Genomic DNA, 23,493 nt, shown 5'->3' with positions numbered 1-23,493 from the left:
ATAACCACTGATAATAATACATCTCTACTAGCGGCTTTCACCGCTCACTTTGTTTATTTTCTCCCATATAGATGACTGCCAAAAGCGAGTATCGTTCATATTATACTTGTACATATTGTTCCCAATGGTGTCGGAGGTTGCAAACTCCGTAAAATAGGCACTTCTTATAATATTTGATAATTCTGATTGGTTGACTGCATTACTAAAATTAGGCCCAACCCAAGCTAATCTAATATCTTCACCGCTTTTGGCTCCGATATAAGATGTCGCGTCAAAATACCAATTACTATTCGGCTGAACTTGCCTATTTGTTGGGTTCTTAACCATAACAAAAACTATAAACTTTTTGTGCGAATTATCATAAATAATAGTATCAATGATAATTTGCGTTGAGTCAAAATATTCTTTAGAATAAAATGAATATCGATGTTCTTTTAAATAACTTTTTAATGTGTCTTGTATTTGAATACTGTCTCTTATATACTGTGCCCTAGGAACATTTACATTGTTTACAAACTCCTTTGGTGTAAAACGTTTAAGCCTTACTTCCCCACAGGAGGAGTTTAAGAGACAATACGAAAAAAATAAAATATATGCTAATTTTCTGACGATTACCATAACTATTGTTTTATCCAATTTTTACCATCCCACTTGTAATGTACCTTCCGCTAATTTTGAAATATCGCTCATAAATGAATGAATAGAATGATTAACACTATTATTTGTATTCGTTGTGATTTTACTCTTATCTAACCCTTGTTCGTCTTCATTAGCTAACCAGCCTGCTTCACCAAACCGTCCTTTACCACTATGCTTAAGCTGAACTGTTTCAATAGTTGGATCAGCAATAATTTGTCCTGCCTGAAATGGGTCAAAAAAAGAAACAAACTAAGCAGGATCTTCATAGTGCTATTATTTATTTCAGCATCACTTAAAATACACAATCCTCAAAAGGTTTCAAAGCCCTCCCCCGCTGTTTCTCCGCACTTGCCAACTGCTCTTCATTCAATGATTTGAAACCCTTCGGGGCTTTATTAGCCGGGCCCTTATAGATGCCCAGAAACGGTTTGGAAGATGTTCTGCGGGTAACCGGATCTGTCATTTTGAAGAATTGGGGGTACCAGCCCTGCACGATATCTTTTACGACCACAGGCGTCCTGTTCTGCAGGATCTTTTCCAAAGGGATATCTTCTACCTGAGAAGGATGAAAGAAATAAACCCTTTTCCCCTTCAGCCGGTCTCCCACTTTGAATATACCTGCATGATGCCATTCCTGGGCAAAGGGGATCAACTCTTTCGCAGATATCTTTGTATTGAATTTTTTAGAAAGAAGTATTGCTACGGCACCAGCTTTCAGCAAACCCCTGGCTTCTGCGTCCTGGTAGTTTTCAGACTTCTTCTGCTGAAGGTAATCGCGCATTTTCATAGGGAGCGCAGTTCTTTGATCAATTCCTCTTCCTTTATCATCCCCTCCACAAATTTCCTGTATCCTCCTTTATTAATAAAAATAGTAGCAGGTATACTTCCTTCCCAACGCGGATCAATCTTTGCCGCATATTTATTGGCGTTAGATTCATCCAGCCATACAAGGGAAGAACGGATCTTATGCCTGCGTGCAAACTTGGTGATCTGTGCGGGATACGCATCCTTCATATCAAGGCTCAGGAAAACAAATTTCACCTGCGGGAATTTCGCCGCCTGTTTTACAAAATGAGGCATTTCCTTAATGCAGGGCCCGCACCAGGTGGCCCAGAGATTGATCACTACAGGGCTATCTTTATACTGCATCAATTGATCCAGGTCGGAGGCTTTAATACGCGTCACTTCCTGCGAAAACGAAAAGGCGGGAAGGCAAAAAAATAATAAAACAGGTAAAAGCTTTTTCATGTTGTAAGGTCTTCTTCTTTAAATCCCCATTCGTTTAACAACATTTCCCGCTGTGCTGCAGGCAAACTGGGCTGTTCATAATGGCCGGCCGCCATTTTCTGGCGCATGGCTTCATAGATGCTGATAGCACAAGCCACAGAGATATTCAGGGAACGGATGATCCCCTGCATGGGAATAATAAAATTCCCGTCTGCCAGGGCACGGGTTTCTTCGCTGATCCCATAATGCTCACTACCGAATACTAAAGCCACAGAACCGGTAAAATCCAGTTCATAGAGGCTTACGGCATCTGAAGAAAGATGGGTGGTATATATTTTATCGAATCGCTGGCGCAATACGGCAAAGAGTTCATTTACATCCGTGTACTGATGGATGGTCAGCCACTTGTCCGCACTGGAAGAACTTCTTCTTCCCCAATGGCGGCGGGGTGTTTTGTTAGTCAGTACATACATATCCTGGATACCAACGGCATCGCAGGTGCGCATGGCGGCTGAAATATTATGCGGGTCTTCCACGTTTTCCAATACCACTGTCAGATTGGCCTGCCGTTTGTTTAATACTGATAAGAGCCTTTCTTTCCTTTCCGGCGTCATGTTGTTAATTTAATGGCAAAATTAACAGAAATTAAGTTTAGGTGGGGTGATTTGCTATCTTTAGACATTGTTTAATAAAAAGCATCCTATGAAGTTAAAAAAGGTACTGAAAGGTATCGGGATCACATTGCTCGTAATAATCGGATTACTGATCGCTATTCCCTATTTCTTTAAGGGCCAGATCATGGCGAAGTTGAAGACTGAGCTGAACAAAAACCTGAATGCCAAAGTAGATTTTAAAGATGTGGATATCAGCCTCTTCCGCAGATTTCCCCGCTTAGCGGTAGCACTGGAAGAATTATCCATCACCGGCGTAAATCATTTTGAAGGAGATACGCTGCTGGCCGTACGCCGCCTGGACCTGGCCATGAACCTCATGAGCGCCATTAAAGGGGATAATATCGATATCTACAACGTAGTATTACAACAGCCCCGCATTTACGCCACCGTGGATGAACAAGGCCGTGCCAACTGGGATATCACTAAACCTGATACCACTACCTCCGCTACAGCACCCGCAGATACTGCACAAAGTGAATTTGCCCTCAGCCTGCAGCAATACAGTATTGAGGATGCCACTATCAAATACACTGACCGCCAGGGACATATGGCATTGACCATCGAGCAGCTGAACCATAAAGGAAAAGGAGATTTCTCCCAGGATGAATTCACCCTGCAAACCACTACTACTGCGGAATCAGTTAGTTATGCACAAGGGTTCATTCCTTACCTGCTTAATGCAAAGGCAGAAATCCTCGCAGATATCAATATCGCCAATAAAACAAGCACCTACGCTTTCAAAACGGATAAGATCTCAGTTAACAACCTGAAGATTGCATCAGAAGGGTTTATCCAGCTGCTGACCGACAGCACCTATAAAATGGATATCAAATTCGATGCGCCTTCTACGGACTTCAAAGACATCCTCTCCCTGATCCCGGCCATTTACTCCCAGGACTTTGCCAGTATCAAAACCAGTGGCAGCACTACCTTTTCAGGTTTTGTGAAAGGTACCTATACACCGGAGCAATTACCGGCATATGGATTACACCTGACCATCAAGAATGGTTTCTTCCAATATCCTGACCTGCCTAAGCCGGTGAAGAACATTCAGTTAGCCGTGAACGTTAGTAACCCGGATGGTGTACCTGACCATACCATCGTGGATGTACCACAGGCTCATCTTGAAATGGATGAAAGCCCTGTAGACCTCCGCCTGATGGTAAAAACACCGGTATCTGACCTTTACCTGGATGCTGCTGCCAAAGGTAAACTGGACCTCAGCAAAGTGATGCAGTTCGTGAAACTGGAAGCAGGCACCAAACTCAGCGGATTACTGGATGCGGACCTGAAAGCGCGGGGATATATGAGTGCCATAGAAAAGCAGCAATATGAAAACTTCGACGCCTCCGGAAAACTGGCGGTGAATAACATGGCTTACAGCAGCAAGGATTATCCTGATGGCGTGAAAGTATCCAGCCTGCTGATGCAGTTCAATCCAAAGAATGTAACGGTACAGGAATTCATGGGGCAATACCTCGGAACTAATTTCTCCGCAACCGGTGAAGTAAATAACCTGCTGGCTTACGCACTCCGCAACGATGCGCTGAATGGGCGGCTGGCTTTGAAAGCGGACAACATCAATCTTGATAAATGGATGGCTACCGGCAATACGGAAGGTAGTACGGATGCCAAACCTGCCGATACTGCAGCGGCAGTTCCTTTTGCTGTTCCCAATAACCTCGATTTCACAATACAGGCCCAGGCTGATAAAGTGCATTATGATAAAGTAGACCTCACCGGGTTATCCGGTACTTTGCTGATCAGCGATCAGACGGTAACCATGAAGGATATCAAAGGGAATACGCTGCAGGGAAGCATGAAAGTAGATGGTACTTACTCTACAAAAACAGACAAACTGCATCCTGATATCAGTCTTACCTACGATGTAAAGGAACTGGATATCCAGCAAACCTTTAAAGCTTTCAATACAGTACAGAAGCTCATGCCCATCGCACAATTCCTGAGTGGTAAACTGAGTTCGCAATTGACGATGAAAGGTAAGCTGGGCAAGGACATGTCCCCAGACCTCAGCACACTTACAGGAGATGGTAACCTGCTGCTGATACAGGGCTTCCTGAAGAAATTCGCTCCGCTGGACCAACTGGCTACGCAATTGAATGTGAATTCCCTGAAAGATATTTCTGTAAGGGATATCAAGAACTATTTCGCATTTGAGAACGGGCGCATGAAGGTGAACCCTTTCCGTGTGAAGCTTTCTAACATGAACATGTTAATTGGTGGTTCACATGGTTTTGATCAGTCTATGGACTACACCATGCAACTGGCATTGCCCCGTGCATTGCTGGGCCAGCAGGGAAACAGCCTGGTGAACAACCTGGTTACACAGGCGAATAATAAAGGCATCCCTGTTACCATTAGTGATACGGTTTATCTCAATGTACTGATGGGTGGAAGTTTGCTGAAACCATCCCTGAAAACTGATCTGAAAGAAGTAGCGGGTAACGCCGCCAATAACCTGAAAGATCAGGCTACGGCATTGGTAAAGAATAAAGTGGATACTATTAAGAACACTGTAAAAGATTCTTTGCAATCGGTGAAGAAAGAAGTGGCTTCTGCCGTGAAAGATGAATTGAAAAAACAGCTGCTGGGCAATAAGGACAGTACCCAATCAGGCAAACCATTACAGGATGCAGGGAAAGCTGCGGAGAAAACACTGAATAATACATTAAAAGGACTGCTGAACCGCAAAAAAGCACCGGCAGACTCCACAAAACAATAGAAGGACTGGTGAATTGTAAAAAAGCATCAGCCAACTCAACAAAACAATCGTGAAAAGTGTTTTAAAGACGTGGTATAGCGGTGTAAATACGTTATGCCACGTTTTTTTATGCAAAGCATTATCTACAGCCCCTTCTGTAATGCCAGTTTGTTAGCAGGACTGCTCTTCCTCTTCATGGGTTTCATGATCCGGAAATACCCCCCTCGCAGTATGAAAGCCTGGTATGGCTACCGCACCTTCTCCTCTACTATTAATGAGAAAACCTGGCATGAAGCCAATCAGTATGCCGCTTATCTTTCCCGTTGCATGGCTTACGTGCTGATCCCTTTCGGACTGTTAATGGCATTGTTGTTCAAAACACAAACGGATGCCTTCCTGTACCTCACCATCTGCCCGGTTATTTTCTGCGCGTTGCTGATGACGGGCATGACGGAGTGGCATCTGTTACAAGTCTTTGATGAAGACGGGGAACGAAAAGGAGATAAGAAAGATGGTGTGGATGTTGGCTAAGGTGCTTTTCGTTTGATCATTAACACAGCGGGTACCGGTCTTTGTGATCCATCAGATGTTTTGATGGTGTTCTTTCCGTTTACGAACAAAGCAGAAGAACCGCCGCCATCCATATTCATGGCTTCCACACAATGCAGGTCTGTAAAGATCTTTGCCATTTGCGGGAAGATAGCACCTTCTGCTACTCCTTTATTCCTTCCTTCAATCACCATCATGATCAGTTTGTGATCTGCCGTATACCCGATCGCCGTTCTGGGATGGAAAAGAAGTAATGATCCTCCCATACCTTCTTCAGCCGGGGTTATATAAGGCTGCCCATTCTGCACGAGGATAGGGCCCCCGCCTACGGCTTCTTTCATCTTCCATTTATGCGCGCCCCTTTTTCCGGGTTGTTGCCAGATGGTATCCGTTCCGTTTATCTTACCAGTATTGGGTACATCATATGCATAGGGCACTTCTTTCTTTCCAACATTATATACCCAGGCAATGTCCGGGCGGCCTTTACGGTCGAGGCCAAAAGCAGAACGGGTGAAATATTTGTTCTTTACGGATTTGGGGTTCACATCCACTACTTTCCCTTCATGTACTACCAGGTTGAGGCTTCTGTTGGTAGTGAAGGAGAAAAAGGTAGTATTCATGACAGCGATCACATTGGGCCCTTCGATGCTATCATACTGCGCAGGTGTATAACGTTTCCCTTTCCCTTCTCTTACACTGAATTCCAGCTGCGGATCTTTCAGGTCTGCCTCCAGGTAAAAAGCCCTGAACGGTTTGCCGTCTAATGAATCTGTTGTTTCATATACCTTCACGCCATCCGGCAGGCCCTGGTTATGTGTTTCGGAGAGGTGCCAGCGCAGCTGTGCAGATGCGAAGGACGGAATTGTCAGGAGCAATAGTAGTATCCGTTTCATGCCGCAAAATAGAAAAATAAAAGGCTAAAGAGTATGCCTCTTTAGCCTTTTAATATCATGGTAATAGTATTGTTATTTTCTGCCGCTGAAAATGTGTTTTTCAGCATGGTAGGAAGAACGAACCAGTGGTCCGGCTTCTACATAGTCCAGTCCCATGTTGTAACCGATCTCTCTCAGCTCTGCAAATTCATCAGGATGTACAAAGCGGATCACGGGAAGGTGTTTGGGAGTAGGTTGAAGGTACTGACCCAGGGTTATTACATCACAACCATTGTCTGCGAGGTCCTGCATAGCCTGTACCACTTCTTCTTTGGTTTCGCCAAGGCCTAACATGATGCCACTTTTGGTACGCATGCCACCTTCTTTTAAGCGGCGGATCACTTCAAGGCTACGGTGATATTTGGCCTGGATACGCACCTGTTTGGTCATACGTTCCACTGTTTCCAGGTTGTGGGATACCACTTCCGGCGCAGCTTCGATCACACGTTCCAGGTTTTCCCAGATGCCTCTGAAGTCAGGGATCAGGGTTTCCATGGTGGTATCAGGATTGAGGGCGCGAACAGCTTTGATAGTATTGGCCCAGATGATGGAACCACCATCTTTTAATTCATCGCGGTCAACAGAAGTGATAACGGCGTGTTTTACCTTCATCAGGTAGATGGCTTCTGCCACCCTTTGGGGTTCATCCCAATCAACCGGTTCAGGGCGACCGGTGGCTACGGCGCAGAATCCGCAGCTTCGGGTACAGACATTGCCCAGGATCATGAAAGTGGCAGTACCGGCTCCCCAGCACTCGCCCATATTTGGACAATTTCCGCTTTCGCAGATGGTGTGTAATTTATGTGTGTCTACCAGGTTCCTTACCTGCCTGTAATTCTCTCCGATTGGTAGTTTCACACGCAGCCAGTCGGGCTTTTTCACTCTCGGCGCAGCTGGTTCAGCTGCGATTACGGGTAATTCTTGCATCGCAAATCCTTTCTTTAATAAGATACAAAGTTACTTATTCCAGCGTTTCCCCAGTTGTATTCCTACATAAGCATTGAAAAAGAAGGACTTACCAGCGTCATCCACCATGATTTCCACCTTTTTGGTGTAATATTCGGCGTTTATACCTACTTCCAGGGCGGAGACTACTTCATTGAACTTGGCCCAATCGAAGCGGAACCCTAACTTGGCATGCAGCCCGGGGTTCATTTTCAATTCGCTCCAGCCTTTGGTAAAGCCGCCGGCGCCGTATATCAGGTCACGGTTCAGGAAATCCTCCCGTATATCTTCGGAATACTTTACTGTCCGGCGGTTATTGGGATCGCCGGAATCATTCATAAGGTCCAGGTAATAAGGCTTCACGAGGCCGAGGGACAGACCACCATAATAGATGGCATTCACTTCCACACCGTTCTTATTGCCTTTTCCTCCAATGAGGTATTTCTGCCCCACGCCCAGTTTGGCCTGGTAGAAATTATTCTTTTTCCCATATACAAAGGGGGTGGTGCTGATGGTGTAGCCCATCTGGGAATTCAATACCCTGGAAGCACGATCCTGTTTGGGATCTCTTTTTTCTGAAAATTCGAACTGGAAGTAGTTCACGAAAGAGGCGTTCTTGCGGAAGCCCATTTCCAGGAAACCCGTCCATCCGTCTGTATTAAGGCGGGCGCCACCGGAAAACTCCCTGTTAAAGAGGTTATCCCCTTCTTCGATCTCCCTGAAAAGTGAGATCTTCCTGAGCCTTTTCTCTTCCTTTTCCTCCTTTTTGGATTGCCGGCTACTTTGGGCATAGAGCATGGTGGAAGTCAGCAATAATAGTAAGAGTACATTTATTTTTTTCACCGTGAGCGCGATTATATTTTAATTAAACGCCTGAATACGTTTTATGTTTTATTCCTATACAAACATAGACAAATTTGTTGAGAGTTGGCAGTAGTTCAGGCGTACCTTCGTATAGGCGGATTTACTAAAAATACACTTATTTTACAGACAAATTCATATATCATGCAAACAGCAGCGATCCTTTACAATGGCGAACTCAGAACTACAGCAAAGCATCTCCGGTCAGGTACGGTAATAGAAACGGATGCACCGGTGGATAATAACGGAAAAGGAGAGCGGTTTTCGCCGAGTGACCTGGTGGCGACGGCCCTTGGTTCCTGTATGCTTACGATCATGGGAATTAAAGCAAGGGATAAGGGATGGAATATTGATGGTACGGCGGTAAGTGTGGAAAAGATCATGGGGACTGAGCCGCGGAGGATTATTGGGGTGAAGATCCAGTTTGATTTTCCGGCAGGGCATGGATTGGAGGAAAAAGATCAGAAGATCCTGGAGAATGTGGCTTTTACCTGCCCTGTGGCTGAGAGTGTGCACCCGGACATTAAGCAGGATGTGACCTTTAACTGGTAATATTTTTTAGGCGGATTAAACAGAACTGCGTTCTGTTTAATCCGGTTTACGCCTGCGGCGGGCTCTCCGATGGAAGGAATTCATTTAATCTATCTTTGCCTGCGGCGGGACTTTTTGACGGCAGGAACCCGTTTAACCTGTTCTGTTTAATCTCTGATTTGCACCTACAGCGGTGGTCTTGTAATGCTCTACACCTCTCCTGCTGCGGCAGGGCTTTTTATAGTTCAAAGCCCAACTCATCCTCCCGGCATTCATTCACATCGGCACCTCTGATCAAACGCCGGCCTACCATACATTCCAGGCACTTCTTTTCCTCACAGTAATACTGTTTTAATTGCAGCAAAGACTGGGAATCCCAGGCGGAAGCCGCTATGGTATTTTCTGCTGCCCAGCCGCGAATGATACGGTTATTTTCAGCAGGCAATTGTTGGAGGAACCTGGCCGCCCTTTGCGGGTATTGAGGCAGGCCCATGTGTTTGCCGTATAAATGTAATAAGGGGATAACCGTGTTAATGAGGATGTGATGCACCGTGCCTTTTCCGATCCCGGCAGTACGTATGGCGGGGATATCAAAACGGTAATGATCTTCCCAATACGGGGAAGGTGCTACGAAAAAAAGTTTCTCCAGCGATGGCAGGTCTTCTGTTTCAAGGATGCGGGAAAAGAGATGCGGGGTATGATGCAGCAGCATGGAAAAACAGGCGATCCGCATAGTAGGAAAAGCGGAAGGCCTCATCCTTAGCCAACGCCAGCCATGGGATGGCAAAGGTTCCAGTTGATGTTTATGCTGCAGGAAACGATATTCTTCCTGCAACTGCTGCGGATAGGCATCTTTAAAACTTCCTGCCAGCATACCAGCCTGCCCGAACAGCAGAGATTCCAGTCTTTGTAAATGCGGCCGCTGACGGGCCAGTAATACAAAGGGCATGGATTGGGCCAGTTGCAGAAAGGCATCCGTATTCACCGGCATGCCAAAACCCTGTGCCATAGCACGGAAACAAACCTCCTCCCAATTAAAATGATTCTGCTGCAGCCAGTTCAAAAAGAGGCTGGTTTTACGTTCAAACCTCTCCCGCATGAGTTTACCCTTCCAGGTTTGCCAATCTTCTTCCGTGATCCGGTGTAATAAAGGGGTACAGGGAACAAAGGCAGCCTCCTCTTTTAATTGCTGGTAGCGCTTCAGCAGCATTTTAGGGATCCGCTGCTGCAATTCCAGGCAGGGAATGTTCAGGGCATCGGTATCGTGTTCAAAAACCACATGCAGGATCACATTATCATAGCGCTGATTGCGATGGTGGCCGTGTTTGCGCCAATCCGAGCTGCGATAATGCAATTCTACATTCCCTGCCCATTCCACTCCGCCGATGCGGACCCTGGCTGCTGTAAAGTCCGGCCCGGCATCCCGGTTAAGGATCCCGGCTTTGATAATGGTGATGGGCTCTCCCCTGATGGTGGAAAGGTGGCGCTGGTCGAACAAACCGAATTGCCAGATATGCTGCAGCAATTCCTCTGAGAATAATGGGTCAACAAACATAAAATACTATTACAAACCGTCAATAAATTACTACAAAAATTATTAAAAATCGAAATTCTGAGACCGTATTTGGAAATCTGGCCCTTCTACCATTACCTTTGCGCACAGTTCTTAAACATCACTTATCCAGAAAGGCAGAGGGTACTGGCCCTGCGAAGCCTTAGCAACCAATTCCGGTTACACGGAAAAAAGGTGCTAATTCCGGCCCCTATATAAGGGGAAAGATAAGTTGGCAGAGATATTACGATAGCATCATTATATTGCTTACGCTCTTCCAACCCCGGAAGGGCTTTTTTTATGCCCGCTCCTTTCTGCACATTAAGCTGAAAATTCAGAACTTACACGTTTACAGTGAATCGCAATCGCAACGGCTTGTTCGTTTCGTAAAAACATTGATCGACCATGAAACCATCTACGCAACTGATCCACAGCATCCCGATAGATGAACTGACGGGAGCCATTTCGGTGCCGATCTACCAAACTTCAACGTTTGTGCAGGAAAGCCCGGGCATTAATAAAGGATTCGAATTTTCGCGGGCCAATAATCCCACGCGAAAAGTGCTGGAAGACCTGATCTGCAGCCTGGAAGAGGGTTATGCAGGATTCGCCTTTGCCAGTGGAATGTCTGCCATAGATGCCGTATTGAAATTATTAAAGAGTGGTGATGAGATCATGGCTGTGGAAGATACCTACGGTGGGATCTTCCAGATCTTTAACGCCATGTTCGAGCGCTTTGGCATCAAAGTGAATTTTGTTGATACCAGCGATATTGATAAAGTGCTGGAGAAGATCACGCCGAAAACGAAGATCATCTGGCTGGAATCTCCCACCAATCCCACTTTGAAGATCTCTGATATCAAGTCTATCAGCAAGATCGCCAAACAGCATAACATCCTGCTGGTGGTGGACAATACTTTCTCCACTCCCCTGCTGCTGAAACCTATTCCACTGGGGGCTGATATTGTGATCCACAGTGCCTCCAAATATCTCTCCGGCCATTCTGATGTAATAGCAGGACTGGTTGTGGTGAATAATAAAACACTGGCAGATCAGATCAGGTTTAACCAGAATATCTCCGGTAGTATCCTCAGTCCTTTTGAAGCATGGCTTACGATCAGGGGGATAGAAACCATGTCGCTGCGATTGGAGAAACAATGTGCCAACGCTACTGCCGTGGCTACTTTCCTGGCAGACCATCCTGCGGTGGATAAGGTATTCTATCCGGGGCTGCCTACCCATAAGAACCATCATATTGCACGTAAGCAGCAAAAAGGATATGGTGGTATGGTGAGCTTTTCACTGAAGGAAGACCAGATCAAAAATGCGATCCGTATTGTAAACGCTACCAAGCTGTTTAAACTGGCTGAAAGTTTTGGCGGCGTAAAAAGCATGCTCAATCACCCGGTGACAATGACGCATCGCAACATACCTGAAGAATTCCGTCGCAAGGCCGGGCTGCAGGATTCCTGCATCCGTTTGTCTGTAGGCATCGAAGATGCGGAAGATCTCATCAATGACCTTAAACAAGCTTTGGATAAACTTAATCAGCCTATCGGCAAACAAATTACTGTACTGCAATAAACTATGGAAAAGAAGAACATTAATCTTGGCATTTTCGGATTTGGCTGTGTAGGCCAGGGCCTCTATGAAGTACTGAACCGAACAAAAGGTATCAACGCAAGGATCAAAAAGATCTGTATTAAAGACCCCAGTAAACCCCGTCCGATAGACATGAGCTATTTCACGACGGACCCTAACGATATCCTTAACGATCCTACTATCGATGTGGTAGTGGAATTGATCAACGAAACGGACGCTGCTTTCAATATCGTAAGCACTGCCCTGAAGAATGGTAAAGCGGTGGTAAGCGCCAGCAAACGTATGATCGCAGAGAACCTGCCTGCACTGTATCAGCTGCAGGTGGAGAACAAAGTTCCGTTCCTCTACGAAGCATCCAGCTGCGCGAGTATTCCCATCATCCGTAACCTGGAAGAATATTATGACAACGATCTGCTGAATGCAGTGGAAGGTATCTGCAATGGTTCTACCAACTTCATTCTCACCAAGATATTTGAAGAGAACCTCAGCTTTGAAACTGCACTGCAACAGGCGCAGGACCTCGGCTTCGCAGAAACAGACCCTACGCTGGACATTGAAGGATATGATCCTAAATTTAAGATCGTGATCCTGTTGCTGCATGCGTTCGGTACGTTTGTGAAACCTGAGAATGTATACAACTTCGGTATCAGCCACCTGAATGATTTCGATATTCAGTTTGCCCGCCAGCGTAACTGTACCATCAAACTGATCGGTACCTGCCGCAGGCAGAACGGGCATGTGAATGCTTATGTATTACCACATCTTATCAGGGAGCACAACCTGCTTTATGATGTGTATAATGAATACAACGGTATTCTGTTGGAAAGCGCGTTCACGGATAAGCAGTTCTTTGTGGGTAAAGGTGCAGGTGGTACTGCTACCGGCAGTGCCGTACTAAGCGATATTTCTGCATTATTATACAATTACCGCTACGAGTATAAGAAGATCAAACAATCCAACCAGCCTACTTTCACTAACGACCTTCAATTGCAGGTATATGTGAGGTACAGCAGGCCTGACCAGGTTGATCTTACGGAGTTCTACAATATTTCGGAGAAGTATGAATCGCCTACTTACCGTTACGTGGTGGGGACTATCAACCTTGATAAATTAAAAGATGCGGCGTGGTTGAAGAATAAAGAGGTGAATTTGCTGGTGTTGGAACATTAGTTTTTGCCGGGACCTTGCCGCGCAGCAGAGGGCGGAGTTTTTTTATTTTACCAGGCAGGAGGTATTTTTCGGATAAGAGGTGTTTTTGGATAAGAGATGCTTTTTATTTTACCGGGTAAGAAGTGTCTTCGGGTAAGAAGCACTTTTTTGGATAAGAGATACTTTTTCAAAGCAGATAACTAAAGAGGCTGTATCAGTTATGATACAGCCTCTTTTTTTTCTCAGCAAGCCTACTACTTCTTCGTGTAAGTATAGGTAATGATCTTATTTTGTGTTGATGTTGGCTCCTGAAGTGATTCGATCTTCATTTTTTGCTCTTTCACCTGGTTCCTTTCGTTATAAGTCCGTTCATAAGTGATACGGGTATACAGCGTTTCATTGTAATAGATCTCTTTCTTCAACAGGTTATTAGCACTCAGGTTCTCCACTGAGGTGGGAGCGCCATTCCAGATAAAACCGCTGCCAAAAAGTGCACGGTGAATACCTGGTTTGTCGTCATAGGAATACTTTTCGGTATTTGCCTGGCTGGTATCGGTACCTACTACATTAAACACCGTGAGGCTCTTCACATTTTCGCCTTCCCAGGTGATCTTGTATAATGTAGCATACTCATTTGCCGGTACCCCTTTTGTTCTGATCTCTGTTACTTTACCCTGTGCATTGTATACCATTTCATGGTAACCGGTAATGCCCCAGTCCTGGCCCTGGTTAGAGCCGTAATAGTTGATCTTCGCAATTTTATCGCCAGTATATTCCAGTGAATTGATCACCCTTGGTGTGGGATCTACATCACTGGATTCTTTGACTTGCGTTAATTTGTTGCCTTCAAATACCGTTTGTGTGGTAAAGTACCAGGGTGTTCCTGCATCCATACCTCCTTCCGTTAATTCAGAGATGGTATTATTGGTTAACTTCACCGTAGTGGTAATAGTATCCGTACGGCCTGCTTCCACACTCGTGAATTTACTGAGGTACCATTCCTCAGCAGGCGTTGCATCATCCTTCTTACAGGCAGACAGCAGCAGCATAAAAGCAGCAGCGCTTAAAAGTATTTTTCTCATTTTTTGATGTATTCAAGTTTAACTTTATAGGTTTCATTGTAAGCAGGATCCGGATATGTATTCTCAGAATCTACCATTTTCAGCAGGTTACCTTCGTAAGTATATACATTAGAATAAGTGGCACGCAGCACATCATCCCTGTAGGACTCTTCTTTTGTGATATTATTGGCACTCAGGTTTTCAACACTGCTCAGATCGTTTAACCACTGATAGCTGCCAAAGAGCTTTTGGAAACCGGGCTTGTTATCATAGGTATATTTTGAAACACCATCTGATGTGTATTCAGTGCCGGAAAACTTATAGAAAGTACTGCGAGTTTTCACATTATTACCCTCCCAGGTAAGAAGGTATTTATAGACATAACCGGCATTAGATCCGTCCATTGAATAAATTTCACTGAGTTTTCCTGAAGCGTATACCAGGGAATCATAACGATTATCTTCCAACCCATCTCCGTTAATGTCTCCATGATATATTACCCGGGTAACTACACCCGCTGTATAAACAAAGGACCTTGTAGTTGTAGTAGTGCCGTTCCTTTTTTCGTAAAGGGATACTATTTTTCCTCCTTCATATACCGCGCCTTCCGAATAGGATACAGGCTCCCCGTTGCTGGTATAGGCATACGATAATTCTTTGAAAGTATTGTCCCCGTTATAGGAGATGAATGTAGTATCATTACTATCTTCTCCTATTTCGATCATTTTGCTGAGATAGTAGGTTTCAGGGGAAGCATCGTCCTTTTTACAGGCTCCAAAAAAGAGGGAAATGGCCGTTAAGCCTAACAGTGTTTTTCTCATAGGATGGTGTTATCTGGTGGTATATTCAAGTTTAGTTTTGTAGGTTTCTGTGCTGGCCGGTTCAGTGTATTTATCTTCCGTATCCACCATTTTCAGCAGGTTGCCTTCATAGGTGTATACATTAGTGGAAGTAAAACGCAGTACATCTTCCCTGTACTCTTCTTCTTTCAGCAGGTTATTGGCACTCAGGTATTCAAAGGAAGTAGGATTGCTTAGCCAATGGTAACTTCCGAGGATATGCTGGAATCCCGGCTTGTTATCATAGGTATATTTCGTTACGCTGTGCAGCAGGAAATCAGTGCCGGGCATTTTAAAGTAAAGACTGCATGTTTTCACATTGTTCCCTTCCCAGGTAAGGAGGTATTTAGTCTGGTTATCCGGCATATTCGGGTCAAGATGCCATAATTCAGATAGTTTGCCGGCAGTATATACCAGAGAATCAAAAACAGGCGCTATAACATATTGTCCATCCTGATCATTGTCCCAATAGTAATTCACTTTGGTTACCTGGGTACCTGTATAAACAAATGATCTGGAATAATGAGACGTAGGCGTAAAACTGCTTCTTTGCTGGATAGCCACTATTTTCCCACCTTCATATACAGGACCTTCTGCAAAGAATTCCAGCTGGCCATTATTCATGGCTGCACTGTAGGTTTCTTTGAAAGTGTTGTCTGCATTATAAGAGATCAGCGTGGTATCATTACCATCTTCTCCCACATCGATCAGTTTGCTCAGGTAGTAGGTTTCCGGTGAAGCATCATCTTTTTTACAGGCTGCAAAAAAGAGGGTTATGGCTGTTAAGCCCAACAGTGTTTTTTTCATAGGGTATCTGGTTTGTATATTTTATCTTTTGAAGGAGTGTTATAGTAGTAAAAGCCAGCAATATTTTTTCATAGAGCTTAACGTTTAGCGTATATAAATAATGTCTGGCTGTTCTCTACGTGTGAGGGATCTACCTGCAGGTATTCCCATTTGGTATCTATTCCTTCCGGCAGGCCCGCATCGTTGTAGGTTAAGGTAATGGTAGTGCGGTCATTAAGTATGCCTGATGGCTGATAGTGTACTTCCTGTTTAACGAGGTTGTTGGCACTCAGGTTTTCGAAGTTCATTACATTCACCAGCCAGATGTAATTGTTGTTCAGCAGGAGGTGTAAGGCTGCTTTGTTATCATAGGTATTGGTAGCTATACTATGCAAAGTATAAGCAGCATCTTCGGGCGCTTTGGAAGAACGTTCCACTGTTTTAACATTGCTGCCTTCCCAGGTGAGTTTGAAGAATAATGTATACCCGGTCTTTTCAAATTCGTAGAATTCGGAAAGTTTGCCGTTTTTGTACACCAAAGAATCGTAACTCTCATCATACCATTCATTGCGGTCAGCATCGTACCCAAAATTATTGATCCTGGTCAGTTGATCACCGGTGTAAACGAATGATGCCCGGGTACCCGGTATACCCTGCTCGGACCTTTTTTCCTGGATACGGATGATCTTTCCTCCTTCATATACAGGGCCTGAAGCCTGGTAATCAATGCCGGATCCGCTGGAGAATTCTTTTACCGTATTATCCGCGTTGTACGTTACTACTGTTGTATCATCTGCGTTTCCGCTTCCTCTTTTCTCGATGGATTTGCTGATGTACCATTTTTCAGCTTTGGGAGTTGTATCATCCTTGTCGTTGCAGCCTGCAAAAAGCAGTATCACAACGGTGATACTTAATAGTGTCTTTTTCATAGGATAGGATCTGTAAGGTTTTACTGGTTAAACTTCGTGTATTTGAACACGGTATTATATGTTGATGTTTGGTTGTTATCGATGTCTTCTATTGTTTCCATTGTTTTTATGACATTTTTATCTTCCAGTACAAACTCTTTTACCGTACGGGAGAAGAGTATATCACCCGGAACCCTTGCACGTTCTGCTTTGGCCAGCATCTTATCACTCATCAGGGTAAAGTCCCGGAAGAGGTACAGGAAAAGGAACTGACCGTTAATGCGGTTTTGCACACCTGCTTCTTCAGCATACGTATAGGTGTTCACATAAGCCGGTATATCCACTTCCTGGTTTACATCAAAACCTTCCTCTTTGATAATGTTCTTCCCTTCCCAGGTAAATTTATTTACCCTGCTGCGTACGCCTCCGTTGATCTGATGATATTCAGCCAGGCGGCCATTCCTGTATACCAGGGAATCGTAATCCAGGATCACCCATTCATTCTGCAGGTTCCAGCCGTACTGGTTGATACGCACGATATTGTTCCCGTTGTAGCTGAATGATTTAAAAGGCAGATTTTTCACATATTCCATCAGGTACACGAACTGTTTGATGCGGCCATTTTCATACACGATCCGGCATGAATCATTGGCTTCATTTACCTGTTTCACTGTTCTGTTGGAAGAATAGGTAAGGCGGATGGTATCTGTTCCCCTTATTATGCTGGAAACCAACCAGTAGTCCACTGGAGGAGCGGGCGGAGTGTCTTTTTTCCTACAGGCTGCCAGGGTTATTGCCAGCACTGTTAAGCATCCAATGGTTTTCAGCATAGGGCTTCCTTACATTATAAATTTCTGCATTTCGGGGACAAATATAAATATTATTTTTATAATGTATAGATAATTATAATCTGGTTAACCGTTCCGCTACCTGGCTGATGGGGAGCCCCATTACATTATAGAAGCAGCCATTAATGCGGTCGATGCCCACCGCCCCTATCCATTCCTGGATGGCATAGGCCCCGGCTTTATCAAAAGGCTGATAATGATCCACATAGTATTCGATCTGTTCCCGGCTGAGGGGCTTGAAATGCACTTCTGTTGTTTGGGAGAAGGCGTCTTCCGAACCATTGAAACGGATCACTACGCCGGTGATCACTTCGTGTATACGTCCGCTTAAGCTGGAAAGGATATTGATGGCATCTGTCCGGTCCACCGGCTTGCCGATGATCTTTTTATCGAGCAGTACAATGGTATCTGCGGCAATGACCACATCTTCTTTTCCAAAAGATGCGCTGACGGCATTAGCCTTTAGCCGGGCAATATGGACCGGTACTTCGGCGGCAGGCATTTCCGGCGGGAAGGTTTCTTCCGCATCACTTACCATCACTTCAAAAGGAATACCGGCCTGTTCCAATAACTGCCTGCGGCGCGGAGATTGCGATGCAAGGATTACACGTTTACCAGCGTACATTATAACATGATTTTAAAGAAGATCATGGAGAGTATACCTGTGAGCATAACGATCTTGATCCAGGTACTGATCTTATGATATTGTTCCGGCGAATAGGCCGTAAGAAATGGTTTCTGTACAAAGAACGTAAAGGGTACCAGTACAAAAACGAAGATGTAAGCAACGGCCGCATACCATTCCTTCAAACCCGTTACGATCATAATAGTGATCAGCAAAGCCTGCAGGATCACCATCAGGAGGATGGTAAAACGTTTTGTTTTTTTCAATCCCCATACGATGGGTAAGGTGCGGCAACCATCTTTGCTGTCGCCGATCATGTCTTCCATATCTTTCACGATCTCGCGGACCATGGATAATACGAAAGCAAAGGTGGCATATACGCCAATGATCTTAATGAGCTTTCTGCCCTCGAAGGACATAATGGCTTCAAAGCTGGAATAGATCTGTTTTTCATAAAAACCCACCACTACAACACTCAGTGCGGTGAGGATGGAGATCACCACGTTACCGATCAGCACCTGGCGTTTGAAAGAAGTGGAATAGAACCAGAGCAGCAGGGTGCAGATCACCTGAACAAAACCCAGGTAGAACTGCCCGATCTGGAAAGCGACAAGGAAACCAAGCGATACGCCGGCCATATTTAATATGGTATGCCATGCCATGGCCCAGCGGCGGTTGATGATCCTGTCCACCACCATTTTTTCCGGTTTATTGACGAGGTCTATATTGATGTCGAAATAATCATTGATGATATATCCGCCGGCTGCTACCAGGATGGTAGACAGGGTTAACATCAGGAAGTGCGGGAGGGTGAGTGAAGGCTCCGCGCCACTATTTAATAATACGGGCCTAACCACGCAATATTGCAGCAGCAGTTGCGTCAGTGCAATATAGATCAGGTTCGGGTAACGTATCATTCTGAAAAAAGCCGCGAGGAGAGTCATATTTAGTTCTATGTAGAATTATTCAATTTGAATCACGAAAGTAATGGAACTAATCGTCATCCCTCATTATCTTGATGGCACCCCTTCGTCCATTGTCCAGTGATCGTTGAGTTTCAGTACTTTTTCGATCACATCACGTACGCAGCCCTGGCCACCGGCAACGGGGGAAATATATTTACTGATACTTTTGATCTCTGGCGTGGCGTCTCCGGGGCAAACCGGTAAACCGCATAACTGCATGGCCCTGTAATCCGGGATATCGTCTCCCATGAACAATACTTCTTCCCAAAGCAGATCGTGCTCAAGGGCATAATCTTCCAGTTTCTCCTGTTTATTGTTCACGCCGGTGAAAATGTCTGTGATACCTAATCCGTTGAGGCGTGTAATTACGCTTTCCGAACGTCCGCCGGAAATAACGGCTATGCGATAGCCCTTTTTTACCGCAAGCTGCAGGGCATAGCCGTCCCGGATATTCATTTTGCGGCTTTGTTCCCCATTCGGGAGCAATTGTACCGTTCCGTCTGTCAGCACACCATCCACATCAAATACGAAGGTGCGGATGTGCCTGAATTGTTCCAATACATTCATCTGTTTTTCCATGAATGGGCAAAAATAGGCTATTTTTCTGCGTGGTGGAACTGGTAAATACTTTCGGACAACATGGGATAGATCTGCTGCATGGCAGGATACTGTGCCAGGATGGATTCATGAAGGGCCATGGTCTGTTCATCGTGCCTTAAAGCCGGCCCGGTCTGTACAGATTCGGGTGGATATTTATCCAGCCGCTGGAAAGTTTCCCGGATAATGGGGGCCAGCAGCGAAAAATCCCTTCCTTCCTGCTCACAATAGAATTTAGCGAGGGCAATGAGGTGATTGGTGAAGTTATTGCAGAACACAGCTGCCAGGTGCATCTGGAGGCGTTGGGCAGAGTCCATGGTGGCTGTAATGGGAGATATACTTTGGGCCAGGGCATGCAACCTTTTTAATACTTCCTCGTTCCGTCCTTCCAGGATGAGGGGGATGGCGGGATAGCTCTTGATCTCCTTCCGGATACTTTGCAGGGGATACATCACCCCCACATTGGTGGAAATGCGGGCGATGGCTTCCATGGGAACTGCTCCGGCGGTATGGACCACAATCCTTCTTCCCAGCCGCAGGAGGTCGTTCAATTCAGGGATTACGCTATCATTTACGGCCAGCAGGTAAACATCCGCCTCCATATTAATATCTATCAGATCGGTGGTGAACTCCCCTCCCAGTAATTCAGCCAGTTCCCGCGCATGCTCTTTCCGCCTGCTGATCACCTGGGTTACATGGTGACCGTGTAACTTCATCAGGTGACCAAAACAGTGTGCCACATTGCCAGCTCCTATAATAACTATGTCCATGATACTTATTTAAAATTCGGTTAACGGTAACCTGGCCCCCAATTCTATGCCAAGCCCCAAATACATGGTTATATTTTAACATGTAATATTACTGCCTTTAGAGCTAATAGGAGACTAAATATATTATATGTAGGATTGCGTTCTGCCGTTGCCGGCTCGAAATCAACTATTTACCGGATAATATTTTTTATATCAACCTACTTTTATATACTTGCAGAATGCGGATTCGCACCTTTTGTGCAAATTTTGGCGTAATTATAGTAAATAAAGCAGGCGTTCATGGCTAAAAATCTTGTAATTGTTGAGTCCCCGGCAAAGGCAAAAACGATAGAAAAAATTTTAGGTAAAGACTTTGAGGTTAAATCTTGTTTTGGTCATATCCGGGATCTTGAAAAGGATGACATGGGTATTGATATTCAGAACAGCTTCAAACCCAAGTATATAATACCAGAAGATAAGGAAAAGGTTGTAAAGGACTTAAAAAAAATAGCTAAGGACTCCGATGAGGTTTGGTTGGCAACGGATGAGGACCGTGAAGGGGAAGCCATATCCTGGCACCTTTGCGAAGTACTCAAGCTAGACCCTGCCACCACCAAACGCATTGTATTTCACGAGATTACGAAGCCTGCCATTGAAAAAGCCGTTCTGAATCCCCGCCTGCTGAACATGGACCTCGTGAATGCACAGCAAGCCCGCCGGATACTTGACCGTATTGTTGGTTTTGAACTATCGCCTGTATTATGGAGAAAGATGAGCATGCGCAATTCTCTTTCCGCCGGCCGTGTTCAATCTGTTGCCGTACGCCTGATCGTGGAAAGGGAAAGGGAGATCAATAGCTTTACTACTACCAGTACCTTTAAAGTGGAAGCTTTCTTCCTGGCAAAGGACATTACCGGGAAAACAATCACTTTTAAAGCGGAAGGACCTACCAAGTTCAAAACTGCGGACGACGCGGAAAAGTTCCTGCAACAATGTGTAGGTGCTGCGTATACCGTGAAGGACATACAGGTAAAACCGGGCAAGAAGAGCCCTTCAGCCCCTTTCACCACTTCTACCCTTCAGCAGGAAGCCAGCCGGAAACTGGGTTACAGTGTTTCCAAAACGATGCTGCTGGCTCAGAAGCTTTACGAAAGCGGTCAGATCACCTATATGAGAACGGATTCCGTGAACCTCTCGGAAACCGCTATGACGGATATCAGCAACGCCATCCATAAAAACTACGGAGAACGTTATTACCAGTCCCGCAAATACAAGAACAAAAACGAGAATGCCCAGGAAGCCCACGAAGCCATTCGCCCTACTTACATGGAGAATGCCACCGTGGACGATTCTGACCTCAAAAGATTATATGAACTGATCTGGAAACGTACCATCGCCAGCCAGATGAGTGATGCCGAACTGGAAAAGACCATCGCTAAAATTGAGATCTCTACTAATAAAGAAGAACTCACTGCCAGCGGTGAAGTATTGAAGTTCGACGGGTTCCTGAAGATATACATGGAAGGCCAGGATGATGAGGATGAAGCAGATGAAGACCAGGAAGGCGTATTACCACCGCTCACGGTTAAGCAGGCGCTGGAATTGAAGGAAATGAAAGCCACAGAACGTTTTACCCGCCCTGCTCCCCGTTATACGGAGGCCAGCCTGGTAAAGAAACTGGAAGAGCTGGGGATCGGCCGCCCCTCTACTTACGCTCCCACTATTACCACTGTTCAGAAACGTGGTTACGTGGAAAAACGTGATAAAGAAGGCGTGAAAAGGGATGTGCGCATCCTGTTCCTGAAAAAGGACCAGATCACCAAACAAACAGACCAGGAAAATACCGGCGCAGAGAAATCCAAGCTGTTCCCTACAGACCTGGGTATGCTGGTAACCGACTTCCTGAAACAATACTTCGAAAAAGTAATGGACTATAGCTTCACTGCTAATATTGAGCAGCAGTTTGATGAGATAGCCCATGGCAAGAAGGTATGGAACATCATGCTGGATGAGTTCTATAATCCTTTCCACCACACGGTGGAAGAAACACTGGAGAAAGCGGAAAGGGTGAAAGGAGAAAGGCTGCTGGGAGAAGATCCTGCCACCGGCAAACCGGTTGTAGCCCGTATGGGACGGTTTGGCCCGATGGTGCAGATCGGTAAAGTGGAAGATGAAGAGAAACCGCGCTTCGCCAAACTGAAACAAACACAAAGTATTGAAACCATCAGCATGGAGGAAGCGATGGACCTGTTCCGCCTTCCGCGTAACCTGGGCCTCTTTGAAGGAACAGAAGTGCTGGTGAATATTGGTCGTTTTGGCCCATATGCCCAACATGATAAAAAGTTCTATTCCCTGAAAAAGGAAATGGACCCTTACTCTGTAGAGCTGGAAGAAGTAGCGCCACTGATCGCGGAAAAACGTACGGCCAAGGATGAACGGACCATCAAGGTGTTTGAGAAAGAAAAGATCCAGGTGCTGAAGGGGCCTTATGGGCCTTATCTCAAAGTAGGACTAAGGAATTTCAAGATCCCTAAAGAGAAGATAGATACAGCGGCAGACCTTACCGTGGAAGAGGCGAAAGCGATCATTGAAGAGATCAAGGCCAATCCTCCGAAAAAGAAAGCGCCTGCACGCAAGAAGAAAGCAGAATGATCGTTTGATAGAAGATACTGATTTAATTGTAGAAATACAATGCTTCCAATTCAGATGACAATTCGTAAATTGTTTACCAG

Annotated in this window: 23 protein-coding genes and 1 riboswitch; of the genes, 6 read left to right on the top strand and 17 right to left on the bottom strand. The window is 45.2% G+C overall.

Annotated elements, in window-relative coordinates:
* Window positions 1-27: 27 nt before the first annotated feature.
* The 4 genes from BUR42_RS28815 to BUR42_RS28800 all read right to left on the bottom strand — a co-directional run bounded on the left by BUR42_RS28815 (window position 28) and on the right by BUR42_RS28800 (window position 2,480).
* Window positions 28-618: a hypothetical protein gene (locus tag BUR42_RS28815; RefSeq protein ID WP_143197624.1), complete on the bottom strand. Its 591-nt coding sequence runs from the start codon at window positions 616-618 to the stop codon at window positions 28-30.
* A 313-nt stretch (window positions 619-931) separates the two neighbouring features.
* On the bottom strand, window positions 932-1,426 hold the full coding sequence (locus BUR42_RS28810) for a hypothetical protein (RefSeq protein ID WP_074242976.1): 495 nt from the start codon (window positions 1,424-1,426) through the stop codon (window positions 932-934).
* Window positions 1,423-1,887 carry a TlpA family protein disulfide reductase gene (locus BUR42_RS28805; RefSeq protein WP_074242975.1) on the bottom strand — a complete coding sequence of 155 codons (465 nt, stop codon included), beginning with the start codon at window positions 1,885-1,887 and terminating at the stop codon, window positions 1,423-1,425. The genes BUR42_RS28810 and BUR42_RS28805 overlap by 4 nt, the downstream gene beginning before the upstream one ends.
* Window positions 1,884-2,480, bottom strand: a complete 597-nt coding sequence (locus BUR42_RS28800; protein ID WP_074242974.1) for a TrmH family RNA methyltransferase — start codon at window positions 2,478-2,480, stop codon at window positions 1,884-1,886. The genes BUR42_RS28805 and BUR42_RS28800 overlap by 4 nt, the downstream gene beginning before the upstream one ends.
* Window positions 2,481-2,568: 88 nt before the next feature.
* On the opposite strand from BUR42_RS28800, the gene BUR42_RS28795 reads away from it, so the two are divergent.
* Window positions 2,569-5,283, top strand: a complete 2,715-nt coding sequence (locus tag BUR42_RS28795) for an AsmA-like C-terminal region-containing protein (RefSeq protein WP_074242973.1) — start codon at window positions 2,569-2,571, stop codon at window positions 5,281-5,283.
* A 108-nt stretch (window positions 5,284-5,391) separates the two neighbouring features.
* Complete coding sequence (locus BUR42_RS28790; RefSeq protein WP_074242972.1) at window positions 5,392-5,793, top strand: SdpI family protein; 402 nt, start codon at window positions 5,392-5,394, stop codon at window positions 5,791-5,793.
* Here the strand turns inward: BUR42_RS28790 and BUR42_RS28785 are convergent.
* The 3 genes from BUR42_RS28785 to BUR42_RS28775 form a co-directional block, all read right to left on the bottom strand.
* Entirely contained in the window at window positions 5,790-6,704 is a 915-nt protein-coding gene (locus BUR42_RS28785) for a phosphodiester glycosidase family protein (protein ID WP_084185875.1), read from the bottom strand. The genes BUR42_RS28790 and BUR42_RS28785 overlap by 4 nt on opposite strands.
* Window positions 6,705-6,776: 72 nt before the next feature.
* A complete protein-coding gene (gene lipA, locus BUR42_RS28780; protein WP_074242970.1) occupies window positions 6,777-7,670 on the bottom strand; it encodes a lipoyl synthase in 894 nt (297 codons plus the stop codon).
* A 30-nt stretch (window positions 7,671-7,700) separates the two neighbouring features.
* Window positions 7,701-8,531, bottom strand: coding sequence for a hypothetical protein (locus BUR42_RS28775; protein ID WP_143197623.1), 831 nt, complete (start codon window positions 8,529-8,531; stop codon window positions 7,701-7,703).
* Window positions 8,532-8,693: 162 nt separating this feature from the next.
* Here BUR42_RS28775 and BUR42_RS28770 point away from each other — a divergent pair, with 162 nt between their 5' ends.
* A complete protein-coding gene (locus tag BUR42_RS28770; RefSeq protein WP_074242968.1) occupies window positions 8,694-9,101 on the top strand; it encodes an OsmC family protein in 408 nt (135 codons plus the stop codon).
* Between the two features lie 217 nt (window positions 9,102-9,318).
* Here BUR42_RS28770 and BUR42_RS28765 read toward each other — a convergent pair whose 3' ends face one another.
* Window positions 9,319-10,635: a DUF2851 family protein gene (locus BUR42_RS28765; protein ID WP_074242967.1), complete on the bottom strand. Its 1,317-nt coding sequence runs from the start codon at window positions 10,633-10,635 to the stop codon at window positions 9,319-9,321.
* Window positions 10,636-10,754: 119 nt separating this feature from the next.
* Window positions 10,755-10,866, top strand: a riboswitch (SAM riboswitch).
* A 171-nt stretch (window positions 10,867-11,037) separates the two neighbouring features.
* Between BUR42_RS28765 and BUR42_RS28760 the strand changes: the two genes are divergently transcribed.
* On the top strand, window positions 11,038-12,216 hold the full coding sequence (locus BUR42_RS28760; RefSeq protein WP_074242966.1) for a trans-sulfuration enzyme family protein: 1,179 nt from the start codon (window positions 11,038-11,040) through the stop codon (window positions 12,214-12,216).
* Window positions 12,217-12,219: 3 nt separating this feature from the next.
* Window positions 12,220-13,404 (top strand): homoserine dehydrogenase, encoded by a 1,185-nt coding sequence (locus BUR42_RS28755; RefSeq protein ID WP_074242965.1) that lies wholly within the window; start codon window positions 12,220-12,222, stop codon window positions 13,402-13,404.
* 233 nt (window positions 13,405-13,637) lie between these two features.
* Here the strand turns inward: BUR42_RS28755 and BUR42_RS28750 are convergent, their stop codons facing one another.
* The 9 genes from BUR42_RS28750 to BUR42_RS28710 all read right to left on the bottom strand — a co-directional run bounded on the left by BUR42_RS28750 (window position 13,638) and on the right by BUR42_RS28710 (window position 20,782).
* On the bottom strand, window positions 13,638-14,465 hold the full coding sequence (locus tag BUR42_RS28750) for a hypothetical protein (protein ID WP_074242964.1): 828 nt from the start codon (window positions 14,463-14,465) through the stop codon (window positions 13,638-13,640).
* Window positions 14,462-15,265 carry a hypothetical protein gene (locus tag BUR42_RS28745; RefSeq protein WP_074242963.1) on the bottom strand — a complete coding sequence of 268 codons (804 nt, stop codon included), beginning with the start codon at window positions 15,263-15,265 and terminating at the stop codon, window positions 14,462-14,464. Before BUR42_RS28745 ends, BUR42_RS28750 begins: the two co-directional genes overlap by 4 nt.
* 9 nt (window positions 15,266-15,274) lie before the next feature.
* On the bottom strand, window positions 15,275-16,090 hold the full coding sequence (locus tag BUR42_RS28740) for a hypothetical protein (protein WP_074242962.1): 816 nt from the start codon (window positions 16,088-16,090) through the stop codon (window positions 15,275-15,277).
* A 77-nt stretch (window positions 16,091-16,167) separates the two neighbouring features.
* Window positions 16,168-16,998, bottom strand: a complete 831-nt coding sequence (locus BUR42_RS28735; protein ID WP_074242961.1) for a hypothetical protein — start codon at window positions 16,996-16,998, stop codon at window positions 16,168-16,170.
* 20 nt (window positions 16,999-17,018) lie between these two features.
* On the bottom strand, window positions 17,019-17,807 hold the full coding sequence (locus BUR42_RS28730; protein ID WP_074242960.1) for a hypothetical protein: 789 nt from the start codon (window positions 17,805-17,807) through the stop codon (window positions 17,019-17,021).
* Window positions 17,808-17,880: 73 nt separating this feature from the next.
* On the bottom strand, window positions 17,881-18,450 hold the full coding sequence (locus BUR42_RS28725) for a Maf family protein (RefSeq protein WP_074242959.1): 570 nt from the start codon (window positions 18,448-18,450) through the stop codon (window positions 17,881-17,883).
* On the bottom strand, window positions 18,450-19,394 hold the full coding sequence (locus tag BUR42_RS28720; protein ID WP_074242958.1) for a geranylgeranylglycerol-phosphate geranylgeranyltransferase: 945 nt from the start codon (window positions 19,392-19,394) through the stop codon (window positions 18,450-18,452). Before BUR42_RS28720 ends, BUR42_RS28725 begins: the two co-directional genes overlap by 1 nt.
* 66 nt (window positions 19,395-19,460) lie before the next feature.
* Window positions 19,461-19,994, bottom strand: a complete 534-nt coding sequence (locus tag BUR42_RS28715) for a KdsC family phosphatase (protein ID WP_074242957.1) — start codon at window positions 19,992-19,994, stop codon at window positions 19,461-19,463.
* Between the two features lie 17 nt (window positions 19,995-20,011).
* Entirely contained in the window at window positions 20,012-20,782 is a 771-nt protein-coding gene (locus BUR42_RS28710) for a Rossmann-like and DUF2520 domain-containing protein (RefSeq protein ID WP_074242956.1), read from the bottom strand.
* A 279-nt stretch (window positions 20,783-21,061) separates the two neighbouring features.
* On the opposite strand from BUR42_RS28710, the gene topA reads away from it, so the two are divergent.
* Window positions 21,062-23,413: a type I DNA topoisomerase gene (gene topA, locus BUR42_RS28705; protein ID WP_074242955.1), complete on the top strand. Its 2,352-nt coding sequence runs from the start codon at window positions 21,062-21,064 to the stop codon at window positions 23,411-23,413.
* Window positions 23,414-23,493: the final 80 nt, after the last annotated feature.

The sequence above is a fragment of the Chitinophaga niabensis genome (assembly GCF_900129465.1).
GTDB classification, from domain to species: Bacteria; Bacteroidota; Bacteroidia; order Chitinophagales; family Chitinophagaceae; genus Chitinophaga; species Chitinophaga niabensis.
The sequence above is the reverse complement of the archived record's forward strand: the minus strand, read 5'-3'. Positions and strand labels throughout refer to the sequence as shown.